Here is a 19,368-nt window from a genome sequence, read left to right on the forward strand (position 1 = left end):
CNGCNGNCGNACGTGCGGAGCCGGGGCGGGCCTCCGGCTCCCCGCCCGGGGACGGGCTCCGGCACCGGCACGGGCCGGGTACGGGCCGAGGCGGACCGGCTACGGGGACGGCAGCCGGGCGGGCCGGGCGCGGGGACGGCGGCCGGGCGAACCGGGCGCNGNCCCNNCGNCCGGAAACCGCCGGAACGGGCCGGGTGCGGAGGAACGGAGGGCGGGCCCCGCCGGGTCTACCGGCCGGGGCGGGCCCCGTCCTCGGCGGCGGGGCGCCCGGCGGAGCCCCCGGGGCGGCCGGCCCCCTCGGCGGCGCGCTTGATCGCGGCGTCGCGCCTGCGCACGTACCAGATGCCGAACAGGCCCAGCCCCGCGCCGGCGAGGCAGGTCCACACCCACCAGGCGAGGTCGCGGTCGGCGAACCAGCCGTAGAAGGGGACCTGCACCAGGAAGAGGGCGAACCAGATGATCGTGCCGCCGGTGACGGTGGCGACGACCGGCCCCTCCAGGGGTTCGGGCGCCTCGTGCTTGGGGGTCCACTTGGCCATGGCCTCATCGTAAGCGGCGCTCCGCTCTACTCGCGGGTATGGCGATCTTCGACCCATATGTTCATACTGGAAACGTTTGCCGCCGACCGGCCCCCCTCGTGCGAACGCACGAACCGGACTCCGCGCGGCCTGCCCCCCCACCGCCCCCGCACCACGAGGTTCCGCATGCCCTCCACGGCCACCGCTCCCCCGGCCGCGTCCGGACCGCAGCCGGCCGGCTCCCGCAACGCGCTGGACCGGTTCTTCAAGATCTCGGAGCGTGGCTCCACCGTCGGCCGCGAGGTACGCGGCGGCTTCGCGACGTTCTTCGCGATGGCCTACATCATCGTGCTGAACCCGATCATCCTCGGCAGCGCCGAGGACGTGTACGGCCACCAGCTCGACGGCGGCGAGCTGGTCACGGCGACCGTGCTGAGCGCGGCGTTCGGCACGCTCCTCATGGGCGTCGTCGGCAACGTCCCGATCGCCCTCGCCGCCGGCCTGGGCGTCAACACCGTCGTCGCCCTCCAGCTCGCGCCCCGCATGGCGTGGGCGGACGCGATGGGCATGGTGGTCCTCGCCGGGATCATCGTGATGCTCCTGGTCGCGACCGGTCTGCGCGAGCGCGTCATGAACGCCGTCCCGGCGGGACTGCGCAAGGGCATCGCGATCGGCATCGGCCTGTTCATCCTCCTGATCGGCCTGGTCGACTCCGGGTTCGTCTCCCGCATCCCGGACGCCGCCCACACCACCGTCCCCCTCCAGCTCGGCGCGGACGGCCACCTCGGCGGCTGGCCGGTCCTGGTCTTCGCCGTCGGCACGCTCCTCACCCTGGCGCTGATCGTCCGCAGGGTCCCGGGCGCCATCCTCGTCTCGATCGTCGCCATGACCGTCGCCGCGATGATCGTCAACGCCGTCGCCGAGGTCCCCTCCTGGGGCCTGACCACCCCCACCTGGCCGGGCAACCCCCTGTCCACCCCGGACTTCGGGCTGCTCGGGCAGGTCAGCCTGTTCGGCGGGTTCGAGAAGGTCGGGCTGCTCACCGGCTCCCTCTTCGTCTTCACCGTCCTGCTGTCCTGCTTCTTCGACGCCATGGGGACGATCCTGGGCGTCGGCGACGAGGCCAGGCTGACGGACGAGAAGGGCGATTTCCCCGGCATCAACAAGGTCCTCTTCGTGGACGGCCTCGCCGTCGCCGCGGGCGGCGCGACCTCGTCGTCCGCGACCACCTGCTACGTCGAGTCGACCGCCGGGGTCGGCGAGGGCGCCCGCACGGGCCTCGCCTCCGTGGTGACCGGCGGCCTCTTCACCGTCGCGCTGTTCCTCACGCCGCTCGCCACGATGGTCCCGTCGCAGGCGGCGACCCCCGCCCTGATCGCGGTCGGGTTCCTGATCCTCGCCGGGTCGGTCCGGGACATCGACTGGGGCGACTTCACCATCGCCGTGCCGGCGTTCCTCGCCATGGTGATGATGCCGTTCACGTACTCGATCACCAACGGCATCGGCATCGGCTTCATCGCGTTCAGCGTGCTGCGCCTGGCCGCCGGCCGCGGCCGCGAGGTGCCGGTCCCGATGTACGTGGTGTCGGCGGTGTTCGTCTTCTACTACGCCATGCCGGCGCTCGGCCTCACCTGACGGGCCCCGCGACGCGGCGGGCCGCCACCCCGGCCCGCCGCCGCGGACGCGGGCCGGCCGTCCCTCCGGCATCCGCACCGCCGTCGCCCCCGTTCCGGCCCGCCGTGGACGCTCCGGACGGGAACCGGGGCGGCGCCCGGGACACCCGCGCGCACCGGCCGGGCGAGAACCGGTGAAGGCCGCGCCCGCCGCCCGCGTGAAAGCGGGCGGCGGGCGCGGCGGAGGTGGAGACAGGATTCGAACCTGTGTAGACGGCTTTGCAGGCCGTTGCCTCGCCTCTCGGCCACTCCACCGGCACGGAAGGCCTTCCCGACGACCCCCGCCTGGTGGCGAAGGTCTTCCTTCCGGTCGACGTTTCCCTGTCGACGCGGTAAACGTTAGCACCGCCCGAACTCCCGGGGAAAGCCTTTCACCACCCCGGATCACGGATTCCCGTATACCTTTTCGGCAATGGGTTATGCCTTTTTGAAACACCGCTCGACAAAGGCAACCGATAAGGAGTTGACTGCCCGGAAAATCAAGTTTTGAGGAAATCGAGGACGCCGTGGCCGAGGACAGGTCCGTAGCGGTTCGGAAATGGTGGGCTTTTGCAGGTCTGGGAACACTGAGTTTCCTGGGCTGCATCGATCTGACGATCGTGAGCACGGCGGCACCGGTCATCCAGGACGACCTGGGCGCCTCGGTGACCGAGCTCCAGCTGATCGTGAACGTCTTCGTCGTCGCGCTGTCGACCGGCATGGTGACGGCGGGGCGGCTGGCCGACGGCCACGGACGGCGGAAGGTGCTGTACGCCGGGGCCGCCGTGTTCGGCGTGGCCTCCCTGTTCGCGGGCCTCGCCGGCACCGCGGAGTGGCTCATCCTCTTCCGCTTCCTGCAGGGCGCGGCCTGCGCGGTCCTCTACACCTCCACCGGCGCCCTGGTGTCGGCCATCTTCCCCCCGCACGAGCGCGGCAAGGCCATCGGCTGCCTCTACGGGGTCAACGGCCTCGGCCTGGCGCTGGGCCCCGTCCTGGGCGGCGTCCTCGTCGGGTCGGTGGGCTGGGCCTGGATCTTCTGGCTGAACGTCCCCCTCGTGGTGATCGCGCTCGCCGTGTGCGTGCCCACGGTGCCCGAGTCCTACGGGGAGAGGATGACCGGCGGGATGGACTGGCCCGGGCTGGCTCTGCTGTTCGTCTCCGTCCCCTCGGTCGTCCTGGCGCTGACCCTGGGGCACGTCTGGGGGTGGTCCTCCCCCGGCATCCTCGCCCTCCTCGCCGTCGGGGTCGCCGGGCTGGCCGGTTTCCGCGCGGTGGAGCTCCGGGCGGCCGACCCGCTGATCCGCCTGCAGTTGTTCACCCGGCGGAACTTCCTCGGGGCGGTCACGGCGGACTTCGCGCTGGCCTTCTTCTACTGCGTCGCCCTGTTCCTGGTCCCGCTGTACCTGCACGCCGTCCGGGGCTTCGACGGGCACACCACCGGCCTGCTGCTGCTGCCCTGCACGGCCGCCGTGGCGCTGCTGTCGCCGTTCGTCGGCCGGCTGGTCGACCGCGGCGGCCCCCGCCGCATGCTGTGCCTCGGCTTCGTCGCCCTCGCCCTGTCGGCCGCGATGCTGGCCCGGCTGACCCCGGCCACGGACGTGCCCGTGCTGGTGGCGGCGCTCGTCGCGCTGGGGATCGGCTGGGCCCTGGTCCTCGGGCCGGCCACGGTCGCCGCCCTGTCCGCCGTGCCCGGCCACCTGGCCGGCACCGCCGTCGGCGCCTCCTGGACGTGTCACAACCTGGGCGGCGCACTCGGCCTCGCCGCCGGCATGGAGGTCTACCGGCTCGCGGCGGGCAGCGCCCTCGACGACCGCCTGGCCGGCCACGGCGCCGCGTCCGGGGCCTGGACGGCCGAGGTGGTGGAGAACCCGCCCCAGGCCCCGGCGCTCCTCGAACGGCACGCGGGCCTCACCCCGCAGGAGGCCGTCGACGTCTTCCGGGCGGCCTTCACCAGCGGCAGCCAGGCCGCCATGTGGCTGCTCCTGGCGGTGGCCCTGGCCGCCCTGGCGGTCATCGCGCTGTGGCTGCGCCCCGCCCCGGCGGAATCCGCCCCGGCGCGCGAGGCCGAGGAGGCCGCCGCGGTCCCGCGGCGCCCCTGAGGGGCCGGGGCGCCGCGCCTTCCCGGGGGAGCGCGGCGCCCTGGCGGGCGCTCCCCCGGGAAGGCGCGCGGTGGTCCGCCTCTCCGGCCCCCGGGCGCCGGGACGCGGACGACACCCCGGCCTCCGCCGTCCGGGAGTGACGTTCCCCACCGGGCGCGTCCCGGAAGCCGTCCGGCTGCTCTTTAGACACAGTAATGAGTTACGCTAAAGAACATGCCCGACCTGTCCCGCGGGGGCCCCGGCGGCGACGCCGACGCGGCCGCCGTGAACGCGCTCCGTTCCGCCGTCATGCGGCTGTCCCGGCGCCTGAAGCACCAGCGTGTCGACGAGTCGCTGAGCCCGACCGAGATGTCGGTGCTCGGCACCCTCGCCCAGTGCGGCTCGGCCACCCCCGGCGAGCTGGCCCGCAAGGAGCACGTGCAGCCGCCGTCGATGACGCGCATCGTCGCCCTGCTGGAGGCGAAGGGGCTGATCAGGCTGGAGCCGCATCCAGACGACCGCCGTCAGAAGGTGGTCAGCCAGACCGAGCGGGCCGAGGCCATGCTCGAGGAGTCCCGCCGCCGGCGGAACGCCTGGCTGGCCTCCCTCGCCGAGGGCCTGGACGAGGACGAGTGGGCCGTGCTGCGCGCCGCCGCCCCCGTACTGGAGAAGCTCGCGCACCTGTAGGACGACCCGAGACGAGGAGGCGACCCCTTTTGAGTACGGGAACCGGAGACCCCTCCGCCCCCGGACACAACCCCAGTCCCCGAACCCCACCCCCCGCGCACCGCACCGCGCCGCAGGCGGCACCTTCGCCTCGCTGAAGGTGCGGAACTACCGTCTCTTCTTCACCGGCGCCATCGTCTCCAACACGGGGACGTGGATGGCCCGCATCACCCAGGACTGGCTGGTCCTGAGCCTCACCGGCTCCGCCGCCGCCGTCGGCGTCACCACGGCGCTCCAGTTCCTCCCGATGCTGCTGTTCGGCCTGTACGGCGGGGTCGTCGCCGACCGGTACCCCAAGCGGCGCCTCCTCGTCGCCAGCCAGGCCGCCCTCGGCCTGTGCGGGATCGGCCTCGCCGCGCTCACCCTGTCCGGGCACGTCCAGGTGTGGCACGTGTACCTGGTCGCGTTCCTGCTCGGCATGGTCACCGTCGTCGACAACCCGGCCCGCCAGTCGTTCGTCTCCGAGATGGTCGGCCCCGACCAGTTGCGCAACGCGGTCAGTCTGAACTCGGCCAACTTCCAGTCCGCCCGCCTCGTCGGCCCCGCCGTCGCCGGTCTGCTGATCGCGTCGGTCGGCAGCGGCTGGGCGTTCCTGGTCAACGGCCTGTCGTTCCTGGCGCCGCTGGCCGCCCTGCTGATGATGCGGCCCGCCGAGCTGCACCCGTCCGCCCGCGCCCCGCGCGCCAAGGGCCAGCTCCGGGAGGGCCTGCGGTACGTCGCCGGGCGGCCCGAGCTGGTCTGGCCGATCGCGCTGGTCGGCTTCGTCGGCACGTTCGGGTTCAACTTCCCGATCTGGCTGACGGCCTTCGCCGACGGCGTCTTCCATGTCGGCCCCGGCACGTACGGCCTGCTCAACACGCTCATGGCGGTCGGTTCGCTGGCGGGCGCGCTGCTGTCGGCCCGGCGCGGCACTTCCCGGCTGCGGCTGCTGATCGGCGCCGCCGCGGTCTTCGGCGTCCTGGAGGTCGCCGCGGCGGTGACGCCCAGCTTCTGGCTGTTCACCGTGCTGCTCGTGCCGATCGGGATGTTCGGCCTGACCGTGAACGTCACGGCGAACTCGTTCGTGCAGCTCGCGACCGACCCCGTGATGCGGGGCCGGGTGATGAGCCTGTACATGATGGTCTTCGCCGGCGGTACGCCGCTGGGCGCGCCGCTGCTGGGCTGGGTCACCGACACGTACGGCGCCCGCGTCGGCTTCGCCACCGGCGGTGTCGTGTCGCTGGCCGCCGCGGTGGTGATCGGCGCGCTGCTGTCGCGGGCGACCGGCGTGCGGCTGCGCGTCGAGCTGCGGCCAGGACGCCTCGTCCGCCACCCGCAGGTGTGTTTCGTGCCCCGGGAAGGGCGTGAAGAGCACGCCCGTCTCGCCGCGACGGCGTGACAGACTCGCCGCATGAGGCTTTTCGCTGCCGTGCTGCCGCCCCCGGTGGCGGTCGAGGAACTGGCGTCCGTCGTCCGGGAGTTGCGGCGGCTGCCGGGTGCGGACGGGCTGCGCTGGACGGGCCGCCCCGGATGGCACTACACCCTGGCCTTCATGGGCGAGGTGGACGCGGCCCTGCTGCCGGAGCTGTCGGAGCGGCTCGCCCGCGCCGCGCACCGCACGCAGCCGTTCCCGCTGCGCGTCCACGGAGGCGGCCGGTTCGGCCACCGCACCCTGTGGGCGGGCGCGGCGGGCGGCCTCGATGACCTCCGGCTGCTCGCCGAGCGCTCCGACGCGGCGGCCCGGCGCACCGGCGTCGCGATGGACGAGCACCGCCGGTACCAGGCGCACCTCACCCTCGCCCGCAGCCGGACCGACACGGACCTGGCGCCGTTCGCGGCGGAGCTGGAGCGCTTCAAGGGCGCCCGCTGGGAGGTCGCGGAGCTGGCCCTGGTCCGCAGCCACCTCCCCGCGTCCGGGCTCCCCGGCGAGGCGCCCCGCTACGAGACGATCGCCACGTGGCCCCTGGGCGGGCCGCGCCCGGACGCCGGTTAACCTCGAAGGGTGGATCCGAAGACCCGAAACCGCGTCATGGCCGTCGTCCTCGTCCTGATGTTCGCCGTCACCGCGGTGGCGGCGGCGGCCGGCCGGTAGCCGACCCGCCCGCCGTTCCGCCCGCCGGGCGGGGCACCCGTGAGCGGGCCCCGCCGTGGCCCCCTTGCCTGGAGCGGACTCGAAGGCGTTGGCTGGGAGCCATGGAGTACACGCAGCTCGGACGCACCGGCCTCAAGGTCGGCAGGCTGGTCCTCGGGACCATGAACTTCGGACCGCAGACCGACGAGGCCGACAGCCACGCCATCATGGACCGCGCACTGGACGCGGGCCTGAACCTCTTCGACACGGCCAACGTCTACGGATGGGGCGAGAACAAGGGCCGCACGGAGTCGATCATCGGGAACTGGTTCGCGAAGGGCGGCGGCCGGCGCGACAAGGTCGTGCTCGCCACCAAGGCGTACGCCAACATGAGCCCCGACGACGCCGCCGTCTGGCCCAACCACGACAAGCTCTCCGCGCTCAACATCCGGCGGTCGGTGGAGGGCAGCCTCAAGCGCCTCCGGACCGACCACATCGACCTCTACCAGTTCCACCACATCGACCGGGACACGCCCTTCGAGGAGATCTGGCAGGCCGTCGACGTCCTCGTGCAGCAGGGCAAGATCCTCTACGCCGGGTCCAGCAACTTCCCCGGCTACAAGATCGCCCAGGCCAACGAGTCCGCGGCCCGGCGCGGCGGCACCATGGGGCTCGTCAGCGAGCAGTGCCTGTACAACCTGGCCGAGCGCCGCGCCGAGATGGAGGTCATCCCGGCCGCACGGGAGTACGGCCTCGGCGTCATCCCCTGGTCCCCGCTGCACGGCGGGCTGCTGGGCGGAGTGCTCAGGAAGGAGGCCGAGGGGGTGCGCCGGACCTCCGGACGGGCCGCCCAGGCCCTCGCCGACACCACCGTGCGCGCCCGGGTCGGGGCGTACGAGGACCTGGTGGAGAAGCACGGCCTGGAGCCCGGCGAGGTCGCCCTGGCCTGGCTGCTCACCCGCCCCGGCGTGACCGGCCCGATCGTCGGCCCGCGCACCGCCGAACAGCTGGAGTCGGCGCTGCGGGCCGTCGAGCTGGAGCTGCCGGACGAGCTCCTGGCCGGCCTCGACGAGGTCTTCCCCGGCCCCGGGCCGTCCCCGGAGGCGTTCGCCTGGTGACGTCCCGCGCGGGCGGTCCCGCGCGGGCACGGCGTCCCGCCCGCGGGTGACCCCGGGGCCGGTCGCCGTCCCGCCGCCGGTCCCGGCGCCCCCGGCACGCCCGAGGGCGGCACCCCGTTCGGGGTGCCGCCCTCGGTCCGTACTGCCGGACTGGTCCGATCCGAGGATCAGAAGTCCATGTCACCGCCCGGCATGCCGCCGCCGGCCGGCGCGGACGCCTTCTCCGGCTTGTCGGCGATGACGGCCTCGGTGGTGAGGAACAGCGCGGCGATCGACGCGGCGTTCTGCAGCGCGGAGCGCGTCACCTTGGCCGGGTCGATGATGCCCTCGGCGACCAGGTCGACGTACTCGCCGGTCGCGGCGTTCAGGCCGTGGCCCGGGGTGAGGTTGCGGACCTTCTCCACCACGACGCCGCCCTCGAGGCCGGCGTTGACGGCGATCTGCTTGAGCGGGGCCTCCAGGGCGGCCTTCACGGCGGCGGCACCGGTGGCCTCGTCGCCGTCCAGCTCCAGCTTGTCGAAGACGCTGGACGCCTGGAGCAGGGCCACGCCACCACCGGCGACGATGCCCTCCTCGACGGCGGCCTTGGCGTTGCGCACCGCGTCCTCGATGCGGTGCTTGCGCTCCTTCAGCTCGACCTCGGTGGCGGCACCGGCCTTGATGACGGCCACGCCGCCGGCCAGCTTCGCCAGGCGCTCCTGGAGCTTCTCGCGGTCGTAGTCCGAGTCGGAGTTCTCGATCTCGGCGCGGATCTGGTTGACGCGGCCCTGGACCTGGTCGCTGTCGCCGGCACCGTCGACGATCGTCGTCTCGTCCTTGGTGATGACGACCTTGCGGGCGCGGCCCAGGAGGTCCAGACCGGCGTTCTCCAGCTTGAGGCCGACCTCCTCGGAGATGACCTGGCCGCCCGTGAGGATGGCGATGTCGCCGAGCATGGCCTTGCGGCGGTCGCCGAAGCCCGGGGCCTTGACGGCGACGGACTTGAACGTGCCGCGGATCTTGTTGACGACCAGCGTGGACAGGGCCTCGCCCTCGACGTCCTCGGCGATGATCAGCAGCGGCTTGCCGGACTGCATGACCTTCTCCAGCAGCGGGAGGAGGTCCTTCACCGCGGAGACCTTGGAGTTGACGATGAGGATGTACGGGTCCTCGAGGACGGCCTCCATGCGCTCCATGTCGGTCGCGAAGTACGCCGAGATGTAGCCCTTGTCGAAGCGCATGCCCTCGGTGAGCTCCAGCTCCAGACCGAAGGTGTTGGACTCCTCGACGGTGATGACGCCTTCCTTGCCGACCTTGTCCATGGCCTCGGCGATCAGCTCGCCGATCTGGGTGTCGGCGGCGGAGATGGAGGCGGTGGAGGCGATCTGCTCCTTGGTCTCCACGTCCTTCGCCTGCTCCAGCAGCGCGCCGGAGACGGCCTCGACGGCCTTCTCGATGCCGCGCTTCAGGGCCATCGGGTTGGCGCCGGCGGCGACGTTGCGCAGGCCCTCGCGGACCAGCGCCTGGGCGAGCACGGTCGCGGTGGTCGTACCGTCACCGGCGACGTCGTCCGTCTTCTTGGCGACTTCCTTGACCAGCTCGGCGCCGATCTTCTCGTACGGGTCCTCGAGCTCGATCTCCTTGGCGATGGAGACACCGTCGTTGGTGATCGTGGGGGCGCCCCACTTCTTCTCGAGGACGACGTTGCGACCCTTGGGGCCAAGGGTGACCTTGACGGCGTCGGCGAGCTGGTTCATCCCGCGCTCGAGACCGCGCCGTGCCTCCTCGTCGAACGCGATGATCTTGGCCATGTGAAGTGGTCCTCCCGGACTGATGGGGTCTCCCCTGCTCGGACGCAGTTGAGAGCGTGGGGAAGGATTGCTCCGGACCGCGCTGGCGCCCGCGACGGACGGCCCGCGTGCCGTGTGGTTCCCTGCCCCACGCGTTGTGCGAGCCTCACCGACGAGGTCCTTCGTTTGTCACTCTCACTCGGAGAGTGCTAACGCAATGATTAGCACTCGGCATGGGAGAGTGCAAGCGCCCCACGGTGTCGGCGGGGTCCCGCAGGGACGGGGGGGCGGACGCACGGAGGGCCCGCACCCCACGGGGTACGGGCCCTCCACCCGATGCAGCCGGCCGGAACGCGTCGTGCCTAGACGGCGATCTTGACCATGTCCGCCTGCGGGCCCTTCTGGCCCTGCGAGATCTCGAACTCGACCCGCTGACCCTCCTCCAGGGTGCGGTAGCCGTCCATCTGGATCGCGCTGTAGTGCACGAAAACATCCGCACCACCGTCGACCGCGATGAAGCCGTACCCCTTCTCCGCGTTGAACCACTTGACGGTGCCCTGAGCCATGCCTAACTCCCCTATTACTGGCCCTTGCGCAGGACCGCACCTCGCGGACCCGGGTCAGACCTCGCCCACTGACAGGGGTGGGCGTGCGCCGGAACGCGTCGACCGCGGCCGAATGTATCCGCCGGACTGCCGTCCGCAACAGGTCGATCGGACGGGAAAGCCGAATGTCGGCGAAGGGAAAAGGCGGCCGGAACGGCGATAATCCCGGGCAAGTCGGGCCGGACAAAGGCCGCAAAACGCGCATCGGGTGGCGGCACTTTGGCTGTTTCTTATCGGCGCCCGGCGCATTCCCACAGGTGTCCGATGAAGGGCGCCGGCGCGGGCTTCCCCAACTCTACCGCGCCCAATCCCCCGGAATTGCCGCCTCCGTTTTCCCGGTCTCCCGTGAGGGCCGGGAACGCCCGCGTACCCGGAACCGGAGCCCCGGAACCGGGGTCCGGGGCCGGACGTACCGGAGCGGGCGGACGGGGCGCCCGGGAAGGGCCGGGCGCCCCGTCGACGGCCGGTCAGCAGCCCCCGGCGACCGCCGGGATGATCGAGACGCCGGCGCCGTCCGGGGTGGCGGTCGCGAGGCCCTGCTCGAAGCGGACGTCGTCGTCGTCGACGTAGACGTTCACGAAGCGGCGCAGCCGGCCCTGGTCGTCCAGGACGCGGGCGGCGATGCCGGGGTGGTCCCTCTCCAGGGACTCGATGACCTCCGCGAGGGTCGCGCCCTCCGCCGGGACCTCGGCCCGGCCGCCCGTGTAGGTGCGCAGGATGGTGGGGATGCGGACGTTGACGCTCATGACGGGTGCCTCCCGGGGGTCAGCGGGCGAGGCCGGCGGCGCGGAACGCCTCCAGGCTCGGGCGGATGGTCGTGGTGGGGCCGGTGGTGGGGGCGACGGCGTCCAGGGTCTTCAGGCCGTCGCCGGTGTTGAGGACGACGGTGGTGAGGGACGGGTCCAGCAGCCCGCCCTCGACCAGCTTGCGCGTGACGCCGACGGTCACCCCGCCCGCCGTCTCGGCGAACACGCCCTCGGTGCGGGCCAGCAGCTTGATGGCGTCCACGATCCGCTCGTCGTCCACGTCCTCCACCGCGCCGCCCGTGCGGCGGACGATGTCCAGGACGTACGGGCCGTCGGCCGGGTTGCCGATGGCGAGCGACTTGGCGATCGTGTCCGGCCGCTGGGGCCGCACGACGTCGTGGCCGGCCTTGAAGGCCGCCGACACCGGGGAGCACCCTTCCGCCTGCGCACCGAAGATCCGGTACGGCCGGTCCTCGACCAGACCCAGCGCGACCAGCTCCCGCAGCCCCTTGTCGATCTTCGTCAGCTGGGAGCCGGACGCGACGGGGACGACGAGCTGGTCGGGCAGCCGCCAGCCGAGCTGCTCGCAGATCTCGTAGGCGAGGGTCTTGGAGCCCTCCGCGTAGTACGGCCGCAGGTTGACGTTGACGAAGCCCCAGCCCTCGCCGAGGGGGTCACCGATGAGCTCCGAGCAGAAGCGGTTGACGTCGTCGTACGTGCCCTCGATGCCGACCAGGTCGCCGCCGTACACCGCGGCCATGACGACCTTGCCCTGCTCCAGGTCGTGCGGGATGAACACGCAGGAGCGCAGGCCGGCCCGCGCGGCGGCGGCGCCGACCGCGCCCGCCAGGTTCCCGGTGGAGGAGCACGACAGGGTGGTGAAGCCGAAGGCGCGGGCCGCCTCCAGGGCCTGGGCGACCACGCGGTCCTTGAAGGAGTGCGTGGGGTTGCCCGAGTCGTCCTTGACGTACAGCCCGCCGGTCACGCCCAGTTCGCGCGCGAGGTTGTCGGCCCTGACGAGCCGGGTCCAGCCGGGGTGGAGGTTCGGCCGGTCCGCGACGTCCGCGGGGACGGGCAGCAGCGGGGCGTAGCGCCAGATGCTGGCGGGGCCGGCCTCGATGCGCTTGCGCAGCTCCTGCGGGCCGCAGTCCGGCAGGTCGTACGCGACTTCGAGGGGGCCGAAACAGTGCTCGCAGGCGAAGACGGGGCCGAGCGGGAAGCGCTCGCCGCACTCGCGGCAGGAGAGGCCCGCGGCGGGGCCGAGGTCGACGGGGGGTGCGGTGGGTGCGGTGGGTGCGGCGGTCTGCGCGGCCATGGGTGGCGAGGCCCTTTCTCCTCATCTTTCTCACCGGCGGGTGTCGCCGTGAGACGGATTTGGCACCTTCCCTAGCCGGGGACCTCGCGTGACGCGCGGAGAGACCGGCTGGAGGGTTGCCGGGGCTTCATCGGGCCGTGTCCCTCTGCCCCTCTGGATGAGCGGTATGCGGTTGTCGGCACGGGGACCCCGGTATGCGGAGGTCCCGTGCGTTGCTCAAGACTGTAACCGAAGGGGTGCCCGTCCGAGACGGCCGTCCGAACCGCGAGACGGATCATCCGCGCCCCCGTGACGACCTGAGGAGTGGCGCGCGTGCTGGAAGAGGTGGAGCGCTGGCTGGGCCGGCGGTCCTGGTCCGTGGCCGACCGGCCGATCGACCGGCTACTCGCCGCGAAGCGGGCCCGCGGCACGACGGTGAGCGTCGTCCTGCCCGCGCTGAACGAGGAGGCGACGGTCGGCGAGATCGTCGCCGTGATCCGCCGCGACCTGATGTCGGAGGCGGTGCCGCTCGTCGACGAGCTGGTCGTCGTCGACTCGGGATCGACCGACCGCACGGCGGAGGTGGCCGCGGGGGCCGGCGCGCGGGTGGTGGCGCGCGACGACGTGCTGCCGCGCGTGCCCGCCCTGCCCGGCAAGGGAGAGGTGCTGTGGCGCTCCCTGCTGGTGACGGAGGGCGACGTGGTGTGCTTCGTCGACGCGGACCTGCGGGAGTTCCACGCGGACTTCGTGACCGGGATCGTGGGGCCGCTGCTGACCGACCCGGACGTGGAGTTCGTGAAGGCGATGTACGACCGCCCGTTCACGGGCGGCCCGGGCGACGGCGCCGGCGGCCAGGGCGGGCGGGTGACGGAGCTGGTCGCCCGGCCGCTGCTGAACCTGCACTGGCCGCGGTTGGCCGGGTTCGTCCAGCCGCTCGGCGGGGAGTACGCGGCGCGGCGCACGCTGCTGGAGCGGCTGCCGTTCCCGGTGGGGTACGGGGTGGAGCTGGGGCTGCTGGTGGACGCGCTGCACCTGGTGGGCCTGGACGCGCTGGCCCAGGTGGACGTGGGCGTGCGGCTCCACCGGCACCAGGACGACCGGGCCCTGGGGCGGATGGCCGCGACGATCTACCGGACCGCGCAGCAGCGGCTGTCGCGCGGTCACCTGGTACGGCCGTGGCTGACGCAGTTCGACCGCACGGAGACGGGTTTCGCGCCGCGTACGCACCCCGTGGACACCGAGGAGAGGCCGCCGATGCGGGAGGTCGAGGAGTACCTGCGCAGGCGCCGGGTGGCGTGATTCCCGCACGTTTGAGCGTTTCCCGGTCGGGCTAGGTTGGGCTCATGGTCTCGGACATCCTGGTGGCATCGAATCGCGGTCCGGTCAGTTACGCGCTGCGCGAGGCGGACGGCGGACTGGAGGCGCGGCGCGGCGGCGGGGGGCTGGTGTCGGGGCTCTCCGCGATCGGGCCCGACGCGGGCGCGGTGTGGGTGTGCGCGGCACTGGGCGACGGCGACCGGGAGGCGGTGCGGCGCGGCGTCGGCGAGAAGGGCGTCCGGATGCTGGACGTCGACGCGCTGGCGGGCGAGGGGACGCACGCCGCCGCGTACAACGACATCGCCAACTCGGTGCTGTGGTTCGTCCACCACATGCTGTACCAGACGCCGCTGGAGCCCGTCTTCGACGCGGAGTTCCGCCGCCGGTGGGAGGCGTACCGGGCGTACAACCGGGCCTTCGCGCGGGCGCTGGCCGAGGAGGCCGCGCCCGGCGCGGCGGTGCTGGTCCAGGACTACCACCTGGCGCTGGCGCCGGGCATGCTGCGCGAGCTGCGGCCGGACCTGCGCATCGGGCACTTCTCGCACACCCCCTGGGCGCCGCCGGACTACTTCGGGATGCTCCCCGACGACGTCGCGCGCGAGCTGCTGCGCGGCATGCTGGGCGCGGACCGGCTCGGCTTCCTGACGCACCGCTGGGCGGAGGCGTTCGCGGCCTGCTGCGCCCGCACGGTGGGCGGCACGGGCGGGACGGAGATCGGGGTGCACGGGCTCGGCGCGGACGCCGGGTTCCTGCGGGCGCGGTCCCGGGAGGCGGACGTCGAGGAGCGGATGGCGGCGCTGCGCGAGCAGATCGGTGGTGCCGACCGGAAGACGATCGTCCGGGTGGACCGCACCGAGCTGTCGAAGAACATCGTGCGCGGGCTGCTGGCGTACCGGGAGCTGCTGGCCACCCGCCCGGAGTGGCGCGAGCGGGTCGTCCACATCGCCTTCGCCTACCCGTCCCGGCAGGACCTGGAGGTCTACCGGCGGTACACGGCGGAGGTCTCGCGGGTGGCGGAGGAGATCAACGCCGAGTTCGGCACGGAGGCGTGGACGCCGGTCCTCCTCCACGTGAAGGACGACTTCGCGCGCTCGCTGGCGGCGTACCGCCTGGCGGACGTGGCGCTGGTCAACCCCGTCCGGGACGGCATGAACCTCGTCGCCAAGGAGGTCCCGGTCGTCTCCGACGAGGGCTGCGCCCTGGTCCTGTCCCGCGAGGCGGGCGCCCACGAGGAGCTGGGCGCCGACGCGGTGACGGTCAACCCGTACGACGTGACCGGCACCGCCCGGGCGCTGCACGAGGCCCTGTCGATGGCCCCGGCCGAGCGCGCGGAGCGCACCGCCCGCCTGGCCGCCGCGGCGACGGCGCTCCCGCCCCAGCGCTGGTTCCTGGACCAGTTGGAGGCGCTGCGGGGAGAATGATCTCCGTACGCTGGAAGCCCGTACCCGCCCCTGTGTGCCGCGAGCACCTCAGTCTCCACTGAGGTGCTGCGCAGCGGCGTCGTTCCGGGGTCTCAGGGGCGGATGACCCTGACCCTTCCTCGTGTGCGGAAGCCGAGGGCGTGCCGGTAGATCTCCGGCAGCCGGTAGAGGCCGTCGGCATCCCGGTCCAGCGCCCCGGCTTCCTTCAGTTTCGCAATGGCATTGGCGTCCAGTCCGACGTCCTCGGCGTTGAACGGCATGACGACGTCATCCGCATACCGCCCGACATCGATGAGAAGCCTGCCCACGACGGAATTCTCCTGGAGTAGTTCCTCCAGTTTCTCCCGGCTTCCCTTCACGAGGGCCTCGCGCATGGCACTCGGGGTGAGCAGGCGGTCGGGCCAGTCCTGGTCCCCCTGAGAGAACTGCGCGGCATCCCGGATGAAACGTACGACGTCCCGGGCCTGAACCTGATCGTTGAAGTCCCCCAGAGCAGCCGGTACCCACCGGTCCGACCTGGCCTCCCGCGAGTTCTTACGCCCCATTTTCACCCCCCAGACGGGAATGAGAGCTTGTACGAGGCGCTCCCACGAGTAATCCATCAGGTCGCCGTCCGCCTGCGGAACCGCCTTGGCGGTCGTCGCGACCCAGAGCGCGAGACGCAGGGCTTCCTGCGAATCCCAGCGCAGCGCATACGGGTCGTAGCGGTCGAGGAACTGGCCGAGGTTCTGCCGGACCGCGAACCGCACGAGGTCGCTCCGTACGAAGATCACCACGCCGAACGGGCGGCCCCGAAAGGCTCGCAGCCAGTCGGGCACCTCGATGAAGAGCGCGCGCAGGGCGACTCTCCTCGCCTCCCCCTCGAGTTCCTGGAAGAAGTCCTCCAGACCATCGAAGACGAAGAGTGCCTGCTGACTGTGCGACCGCTGGCGCAGCACCTCTTCGGGGTCGTCGTGAAGAACGGCCGGCCCGGCCAGGGACATGGCCATGCAACGAAGCCAGGCGAGTCGCCAGTAGACGACGTTTTCCCGGTTGTCTTGATCCTGAAGGGCGTCCAACAGGATTTTTTTGATTTCCGGCACTTCCGCGCCTCGTCCGCCCGCAATGCGATCCCTTAGCCGCTGCGGGCTGCTGCCGTCATCGGGAGACTCGATGTTGGCGGGATCGAGTACAGGCACGATCGGTGCGTCGATCCGGACCGGTTCGTCGGCCCCCGCCGCGAAATTCCTCCAACTTCCCGCCGCGCACATCCTCGCGTAAGTGAAGGTCTTTCCGGAGCCTTTGGCTCCGACCACCACCGTGACCGGGAGGGATGTCCTGTTGTCCCCGACCAGTCGCCGCAACGGGTCGGTGGAAAGGAAGCCGATGCCGCTGTCCAGACCGCTGCGTTCGGCGAAGACAAGGGACCGCGCCCGGTGGTGCAGCGCCGAGCGACGGCTTTCGATTCCTTCCACCACCTCGTTCTCCGACCCTGCATCTGTTTCCGAAAGCAGCGGCAACATCTCGGCCAGCAACTCACCGATGCCCTGCCGGCGAACGACTCCGACCACCTCGTCCCAGCTCTGCGGCAGCGCCAGCAACTCCTCGTGGAAGGGGCTGAAGATCGGTTCCGTGAGAACCGTGGCATCCACCTCAAGGGTGTCGCCTGCGTTGGTGGGCTCCACGGTCTCGGCGACGGACGCAGCACGCATGGCTTCCAGTGCCCGTGAGAGCTGTAGACGCGCGTCGGTGATTTCGGTGGCGTGCCGATCCTGGCGGAACTGGGTGACCACGACGGCCGGCTCGGGATCCCTGCCGGTGAGGGCCACGGCCTTGTCGCCCAGTTGGCGGATCATCTGTTCGGTGCCGTCCAAGGACTGGCTGCTGAGCGTGGTGACGAAGATGCGCTGCACCCGCGGGTCGAGGAGGACGGGCGCGGACAGTTCGGACGCTCCCGCACGCAGGTCGACGACCACCGTGTCCAGATCCGCGGCGGCAGCCAATTCCGCGAGGGACTCCGTGAGGAAGTACCGCGATCGGTCTGGTGTCAGGAGTTGAGCAGGTTCGACACGCGGAGGGCCGAGACGCCTGCGTCTGCTCGTGGGCAGAATGACCAGCCGTCCGTCGTTCTTGTGCCGAATCGTCTCTTGATTCACCAGATAACCGGTCGCGATCTGCACCGCTTTCGTCCGGTCTCCGCCCGTGGAACCGTGGAGGAGTGCCAGGAGATCGTCATAGGCGATGTCACAGGCTCCGCCTTGTGCCTGGTACATCCATGTGATTCCCGGCGCCTCGAGATCGGCGTCCACAAGCAGCACACGGCGTCCGCGCCGCATCAACAGGTCGGCAAAGGCGACTGCGTGGAGCGTACGACCGACTCCTCCCTTGAAGGAATGGAAGGCCACCACCTGAACTCCACCAGAGAAGCCGTCGTCGGCGGGCCGGGGAAGGGGCGAGCCGAGCGCCTCGGTGATGCGTCTTTCGATGAGGCGGGGCGGGCGAAACCCCGGCGTGAAGTCCTCATCCCTGATGATGCGTACCGGAAGGCCCTCGCGATCCACTGCCTGAGGCCGGTCGAGGACGAGTACTGGGCCTTCCGGCTCGCCGACGACCGATCCCATGCCGAAAGCCGTGTCCAACCAGGTGAGGACGTCTTCGTCAGGCACTTCGGAGGTCACGGTGAGTTCGATGCCGTCCCACCAGGCACTGGCCTCTTTCAGCCACCCCGGCCAGCGATTCATCACAGCCAGGGCCGCGCAGTGTTCATCGACGTCCACCCATGTCAGCAGGTTTCCCGGCAGCAGAGGCGAGGTCGCTTCCATCTGGTCTCCGATCACAATCATGCCCGGGAGGCTTTGACGAGGTGCCGCAGAGCCTCGACCGCGCGCTTCTCGTCGTCCGGATCCAGGTCGGCACCGTAGCGCCACGCCTGGTGCAATTCGGCCGGCCCCACCCACTCGTGGCGCTGCCCAGCCCCGCTCAGCGAACCGTGCATGACGCGTCGGCACCGCTGCACTGCTTGTGCGGCTGCGAGCGAAAGCCCCAAAGCTTTGGCCAAGGCCCTGAGGTCGTGATTCCGCAGGTTCTCGGGGAGAGCGCTGGTGTTCCGGGCCCGTACACTGACGAGGATCTCGGCCTTGAGACCGCACTCGGCCGCGTAGAACAGCATCAGCCCAGCCGTGGACAGGTCGCCTTCGCCCGCCGCCTCCTCGCCACGCGTGCTCAGCCGGTCGCGGCTCTTACGTAACTGCCCCACCCTGACGTCCACCACCCGCCGATGGTATCGACTTACGTGAAAGTGGCATGTCCGGCGAGGGCGGCGAGGAAGGCGACGACCTCCGCCGGGCCTCCGAGCGTCAGGTCGGCGCGGGCGGCGAGGGCGCGCACCTCGTCGCTGCCGCTGCAGACCAGCAGGCCCGGCACGCCGCCCGCGCGGAGTTCCTCTACCGCCGCGAAGGCTGGGAGGTCGCCCAGGTCGTCGCCCGCGTAGACCACGGCCTTCGCGCCCGTCTCCCGTACGTGCTCGGCGAGGGCCCGGCCCTTGTCCGTGCCCGGGGGGCGCAGTTCGAGGACCATGCGGCCCGGTTCGACGACGAGGCCGTGGCGGGCGGCCAGGTCGGCGAGCGGGCCGGTCAGGGCGTCGAACGCGGCCTGCGGATCGGCGGCACGGCGGGTGTGGACGGCGACCGCGCGGCCCTTCTCCTCGATCCAGGTGCCGGGTCCGGCCCCGGCCCGCTCCAGCACACCGGGGAGTTCGGCGCGGACCGGGGCGAGACCGGGGTGCTCGGGGGCGGCGCGCACCTCGCCGGTGGCGGCGTCCCAGCGCTCGGCGCCGTAGTGGCCGAGGACGACGAGGCGGTCCAGTCCGGGCACTCCGGCGAAGCCCCCGTACCGGACGGCGACCTCGGCGGGGCGGCCGGTGATCACCGCGACGGAGGCGACGCGCGGGGCGAGCGCGGCGAGCGCGGGGACGGCGCCGGGGTGGGCGCGGGCCTGCTCGGGGTCGGCGACGATGNGGCNNAGGGTGCCGTCGAAGTCNACNGCGACCACGGCGGCGGNCGGGTCGGCGAGGATCGCGGCCAGGGCGTCGCGGCC

At 72.0% G+C, this 19,368-nt stretch carries 15 protein-coding genes, 1 tRNA gene, 1 pseudogene and 1 riboswitch; of the genes and pseudogenes, 8 read left to right on the plus strand and 9 right to left on the minus strand.

The genetic code is table 11. The features are described 5' to 3' along the window. Positions 1-227: 227 nt before the first annotated feature. Complete coding sequence (locus MW084_RS12515) at positions 228-539, minus strand: DUF2530 domain-containing protein (protein WP_010474016.1); 312 nt, start codon at positions 537-539, stop codon at positions 228-230. A gap of 165 nt (positions 540-704) precedes the next feature. On the opposite strand from MW084_RS12515, the gene MW084_RS12520 reads away from it, so the two are divergent. Then, the gene (locus MW084_RS12520) at positions 705-2,153 is read left to right on the plus strand and encodes an NCS2 family permease (RefSeq protein ID WP_010474015.1); all 1,449 of its coding nucleotides are present in this window, start codon (positions 705-707) and stop codon (positions 2,151-2,153) included. Between the two features lie 222 nt (positions 2,154-2,375). On the opposite strand, the gene MW084_RS12525 is transcribed toward MW084_RS12520, so the two are convergent. Further along, positions 2,376-2,446 (minus strand) — tRNA-Cys (locus MW084_RS12525). A 251-nt stretch (positions 2,447-2,697) separates the two neighbouring features. On the opposite strand from MW084_RS12525, the gene MW084_RS12530 reads away from it, so the two are divergent. From MW084_RS12530 to MW084_RS12550, 5 genes and pseudogenes are all read left to right on the plus strand, one after another. Beyond that, on the plus strand, positions 2,698-4,269 hold the full coding sequence (locus MW084_RS12530) for an MFS transporter (RefSeq protein WP_275563597.1): 1,572 nt from the start codon (positions 2,698-2,700) through the stop codon (positions 4,267-4,269). Between the two features lie 213 nt (positions 4,270-4,482). Further along, positions 4,483-4,935: a MarR family winged helix-turn-helix transcriptional regulator gene (locus MW084_RS12535; protein ID WP_010474013.1), complete on the plus strand. Its 453-nt coding sequence runs from the start codon at positions 4,483-4,485 to the stop codon at positions 4,933-4,935. A gap of 29 nt (positions 4,936-4,964) precedes the next feature. Continuing rightward, a pseudogene (locus tag MW084_RS12540) lies at positions 4,965-6,352 on the plus strand (MFS transporter). Between the two features lie 12 nt (positions 6,353-6,364). Beyond that, a complete protein-coding gene (gene thpR, locus MW084_RS12545) occupies positions 6,365-6,946 on the plus strand; it encodes an RNA 2',3'-cyclic phosphodiesterase (protein ID WP_029553758.1) in 582 nt (193 codons plus the stop codon). 200 nt (positions 6,947-7,146) lie between these two features. Further along, entirely contained in the window at positions 7,147-8,142 is a 996-nt protein-coding gene (locus MW084_RS12550) for an aldo/keto reductase (RefSeq protein WP_010474009.1), read from the plus strand. 167 nt (positions 8,143-8,309) lie between these two features. Here MW084_RS12550 and groL read toward each other — a convergent pair whose 3' ends face one another. From groL to thrC, 4 genes are all read right to left on the minus strand, one after another. Next, complete coding sequence (gene groL / locus MW084_RS12555; RefSeq protein WP_010474008.1) at positions 8,310-9,932, minus strand: chaperonin GroEL; 1,623 nt, start codon at positions 9,930-9,932, stop codon at positions 8,310-8,312. A 341-nt stretch (positions 9,933-10,273) separates the two neighbouring features. Next, positions 10,274-10,477: a cold-shock protein gene (locus tag MW084_RS12560; RefSeq protein WP_010474007.1), complete on the minus strand. Its 204-nt coding sequence runs from the start codon at positions 10,475-10,477 to the stop codon at positions 10,274-10,276. A gap of 506 nt (positions 10,478-10,983) precedes the next feature. Then, positions 10,984-11,262 carry a MoaD/ThiS family protein gene (locus tag MW084_RS12565; protein WP_010474006.1) on the minus strand — a complete coding sequence of 93 codons (279 nt, stop codon included), beginning with the start codon at positions 11,260-11,262 and terminating at the stop codon, positions 10,984-10,986. 19 nt (positions 11,263-11,281) lie between these two features. Beyond that, on the minus strand, positions 11,282-12,577 hold the full coding sequence (thrC, locus tag MW084_RS12570) for a threonine synthase (protein WP_010474005.1): 1,296 nt from the start codon (positions 12,575-12,577) through the stop codon (positions 11,282-11,284). Positions 12,578-12,595: 18 nt separating this feature from the next. Then, positions 12,596-12,741: riboswitch (SAM riboswitch) on the minus strand. Positions 12,742-12,889: 148 nt separating this feature from the next. On the opposite strand from thrC, the gene MW084_RS12575 reads away from it, so the two are divergent. Beyond that, complete coding sequence (locus tag MW084_RS12575; RefSeq protein ID WP_010474004.1) at positions 12,890-13,855, plus strand: glucosyl-3-phosphoglycerate synthase; 966 nt, start codon at positions 12,890-12,892, stop codon at positions 13,853-13,855. A gap of 44 nt (positions 13,856-13,899) precedes the next feature. Next, positions 13,900-15,294 (plus strand): alpha,alpha-trehalose-phosphate synthase (UDP-forming), encoded by a 1,395-nt coding sequence (locus tag MW084_RS12580; protein WP_010474003.1) that lies wholly within the window; start codon positions 13,900-13,902, stop codon positions 15,292-15,294. 92 nt (positions 15,295-15,386) lie between these two features. Here MW084_RS12580 and MW084_RS12585 read toward each other — a convergent pair whose 3' ends face one another. From MW084_RS12585 to otsB, 3 genes are all read right to left on the minus strand, one after another. Next, positions 15,387-18,116 carry a KGGVGR-motif variant AAA ATPase gene (locus tag MW084_RS12585; RefSeq protein WP_255129775.1) on the minus strand — a complete coding sequence of 910 codons (2,730 nt, stop codon included), beginning with the start codon at positions 18,114-18,116 and terminating at the stop codon, positions 15,387-15,389. Beyond that, the gene (locus tag MW084_RS12590) at positions 18,113-18,544 is read right to left on the minus strand and encodes a hypothetical protein (RefSeq protein ID WP_010472826.1); all 432 of its coding nucleotides are present in this window, start codon (positions 18,542-18,544) and stop codon (positions 18,113-18,115) included. The genes MW084_RS12585 and MW084_RS12590 overlap by 4 nt, the downstream gene beginning before the upstream one ends. Positions 18,545-18,561: 17 nt before the next feature. Then, a partial coding sequence (otsB, locus tag MW084_RS12595; RefSeq protein ID WP_275563598.1) for a trehalose-phosphatase occupies positions 18,562-19,288 on the minus strand: 727 nt, incomplete at its 5' end. Positions 19,289-19,368 lie beyond the last annotated feature (80 nt).

The organism is Streptomyces sudanensis, from assembly GCF_023614315.1.
In the GTDB taxonomy this organism is placed as follows: domain Bacteria; phylum Actinomycetota; class Actinomycetes; order Streptomycetales; family Streptomycetaceae; genus Streptomyces; species Streptomyces sudanensis.

Coding starts and splice junctions, on each gene's coding strand:
- MW084_RS12515 (WP_010474016.1), bottom strand. CDS start 539: ATGGCCAAGTGGACCCCCAAGCACGAGGCGCCCGAACCCCTGGAGGGG.
- MW084_RS12520 (WP_010474015.1), top strand. CDS start 705: ATGCCCTCCACGGCCACCGCTCCCCCGGCCGCGTCCGGACCGCAGCCG.
- MW084_RS12535 (WP_010474013.1), top strand. CDS start 4,483: ATGCCCGACCTGTCCCGCGGGGGCCCCGGCGGCGACGCCGACGCGGCC.
- thpR (WP_029553758.1), top strand. CDS start 6,365: ATGAGGCTTTTCGCTGCCGTGCTGCCGCCCCCGGTGGCGGTCGAGGAA.
- MW084_RS12550 (WP_010474009.1), top strand. CDS start 7,147: ATGGAGTACACGCAGCTCGGACGCACCGGCCTCAAGGTCGGCAGGCTG.
- groL (WP_010474008.1), bottom strand. CDS start 9,932: ATGGCCAAGATCATCGCGTTCGACGAGGAGGCACGGCGCGGTCTCGAG.
- MW084_RS12560 (WP_010474007.1), bottom strand. CDS start 10,477: ATGGCTCAGGGCACCGTCAAGTGGTTCAACGCGGAGAAGGGGTACGGC.
- MW084_RS12565 (WP_010474006.1), bottom strand. CDS start 11,262: ATGAGCGTCAACGTCCGCATCCCCACCATCCTGCGCACCTACACGGGC.
- thrC (WP_010474005.1), bottom strand. CDS start 12,577: ATGGCCGCGCAGACCGCCGCACCCACCGCACCCACCGCACCCCCCGTC.
- MW084_RS12580 (WP_010474003.1), top strand. CDS start 13,900: ATGGTCTCGGACATCCTGGTGGCATCGAATCGCGGTCCGGTCAGTTAC.
- MW084_RS12585 (WP_255129775.1), bottom strand. CDS start 18,116: ATGATTGTGATCGGAGACCAGATGGAAGCGACCTCGCCTCTGCTGCCG.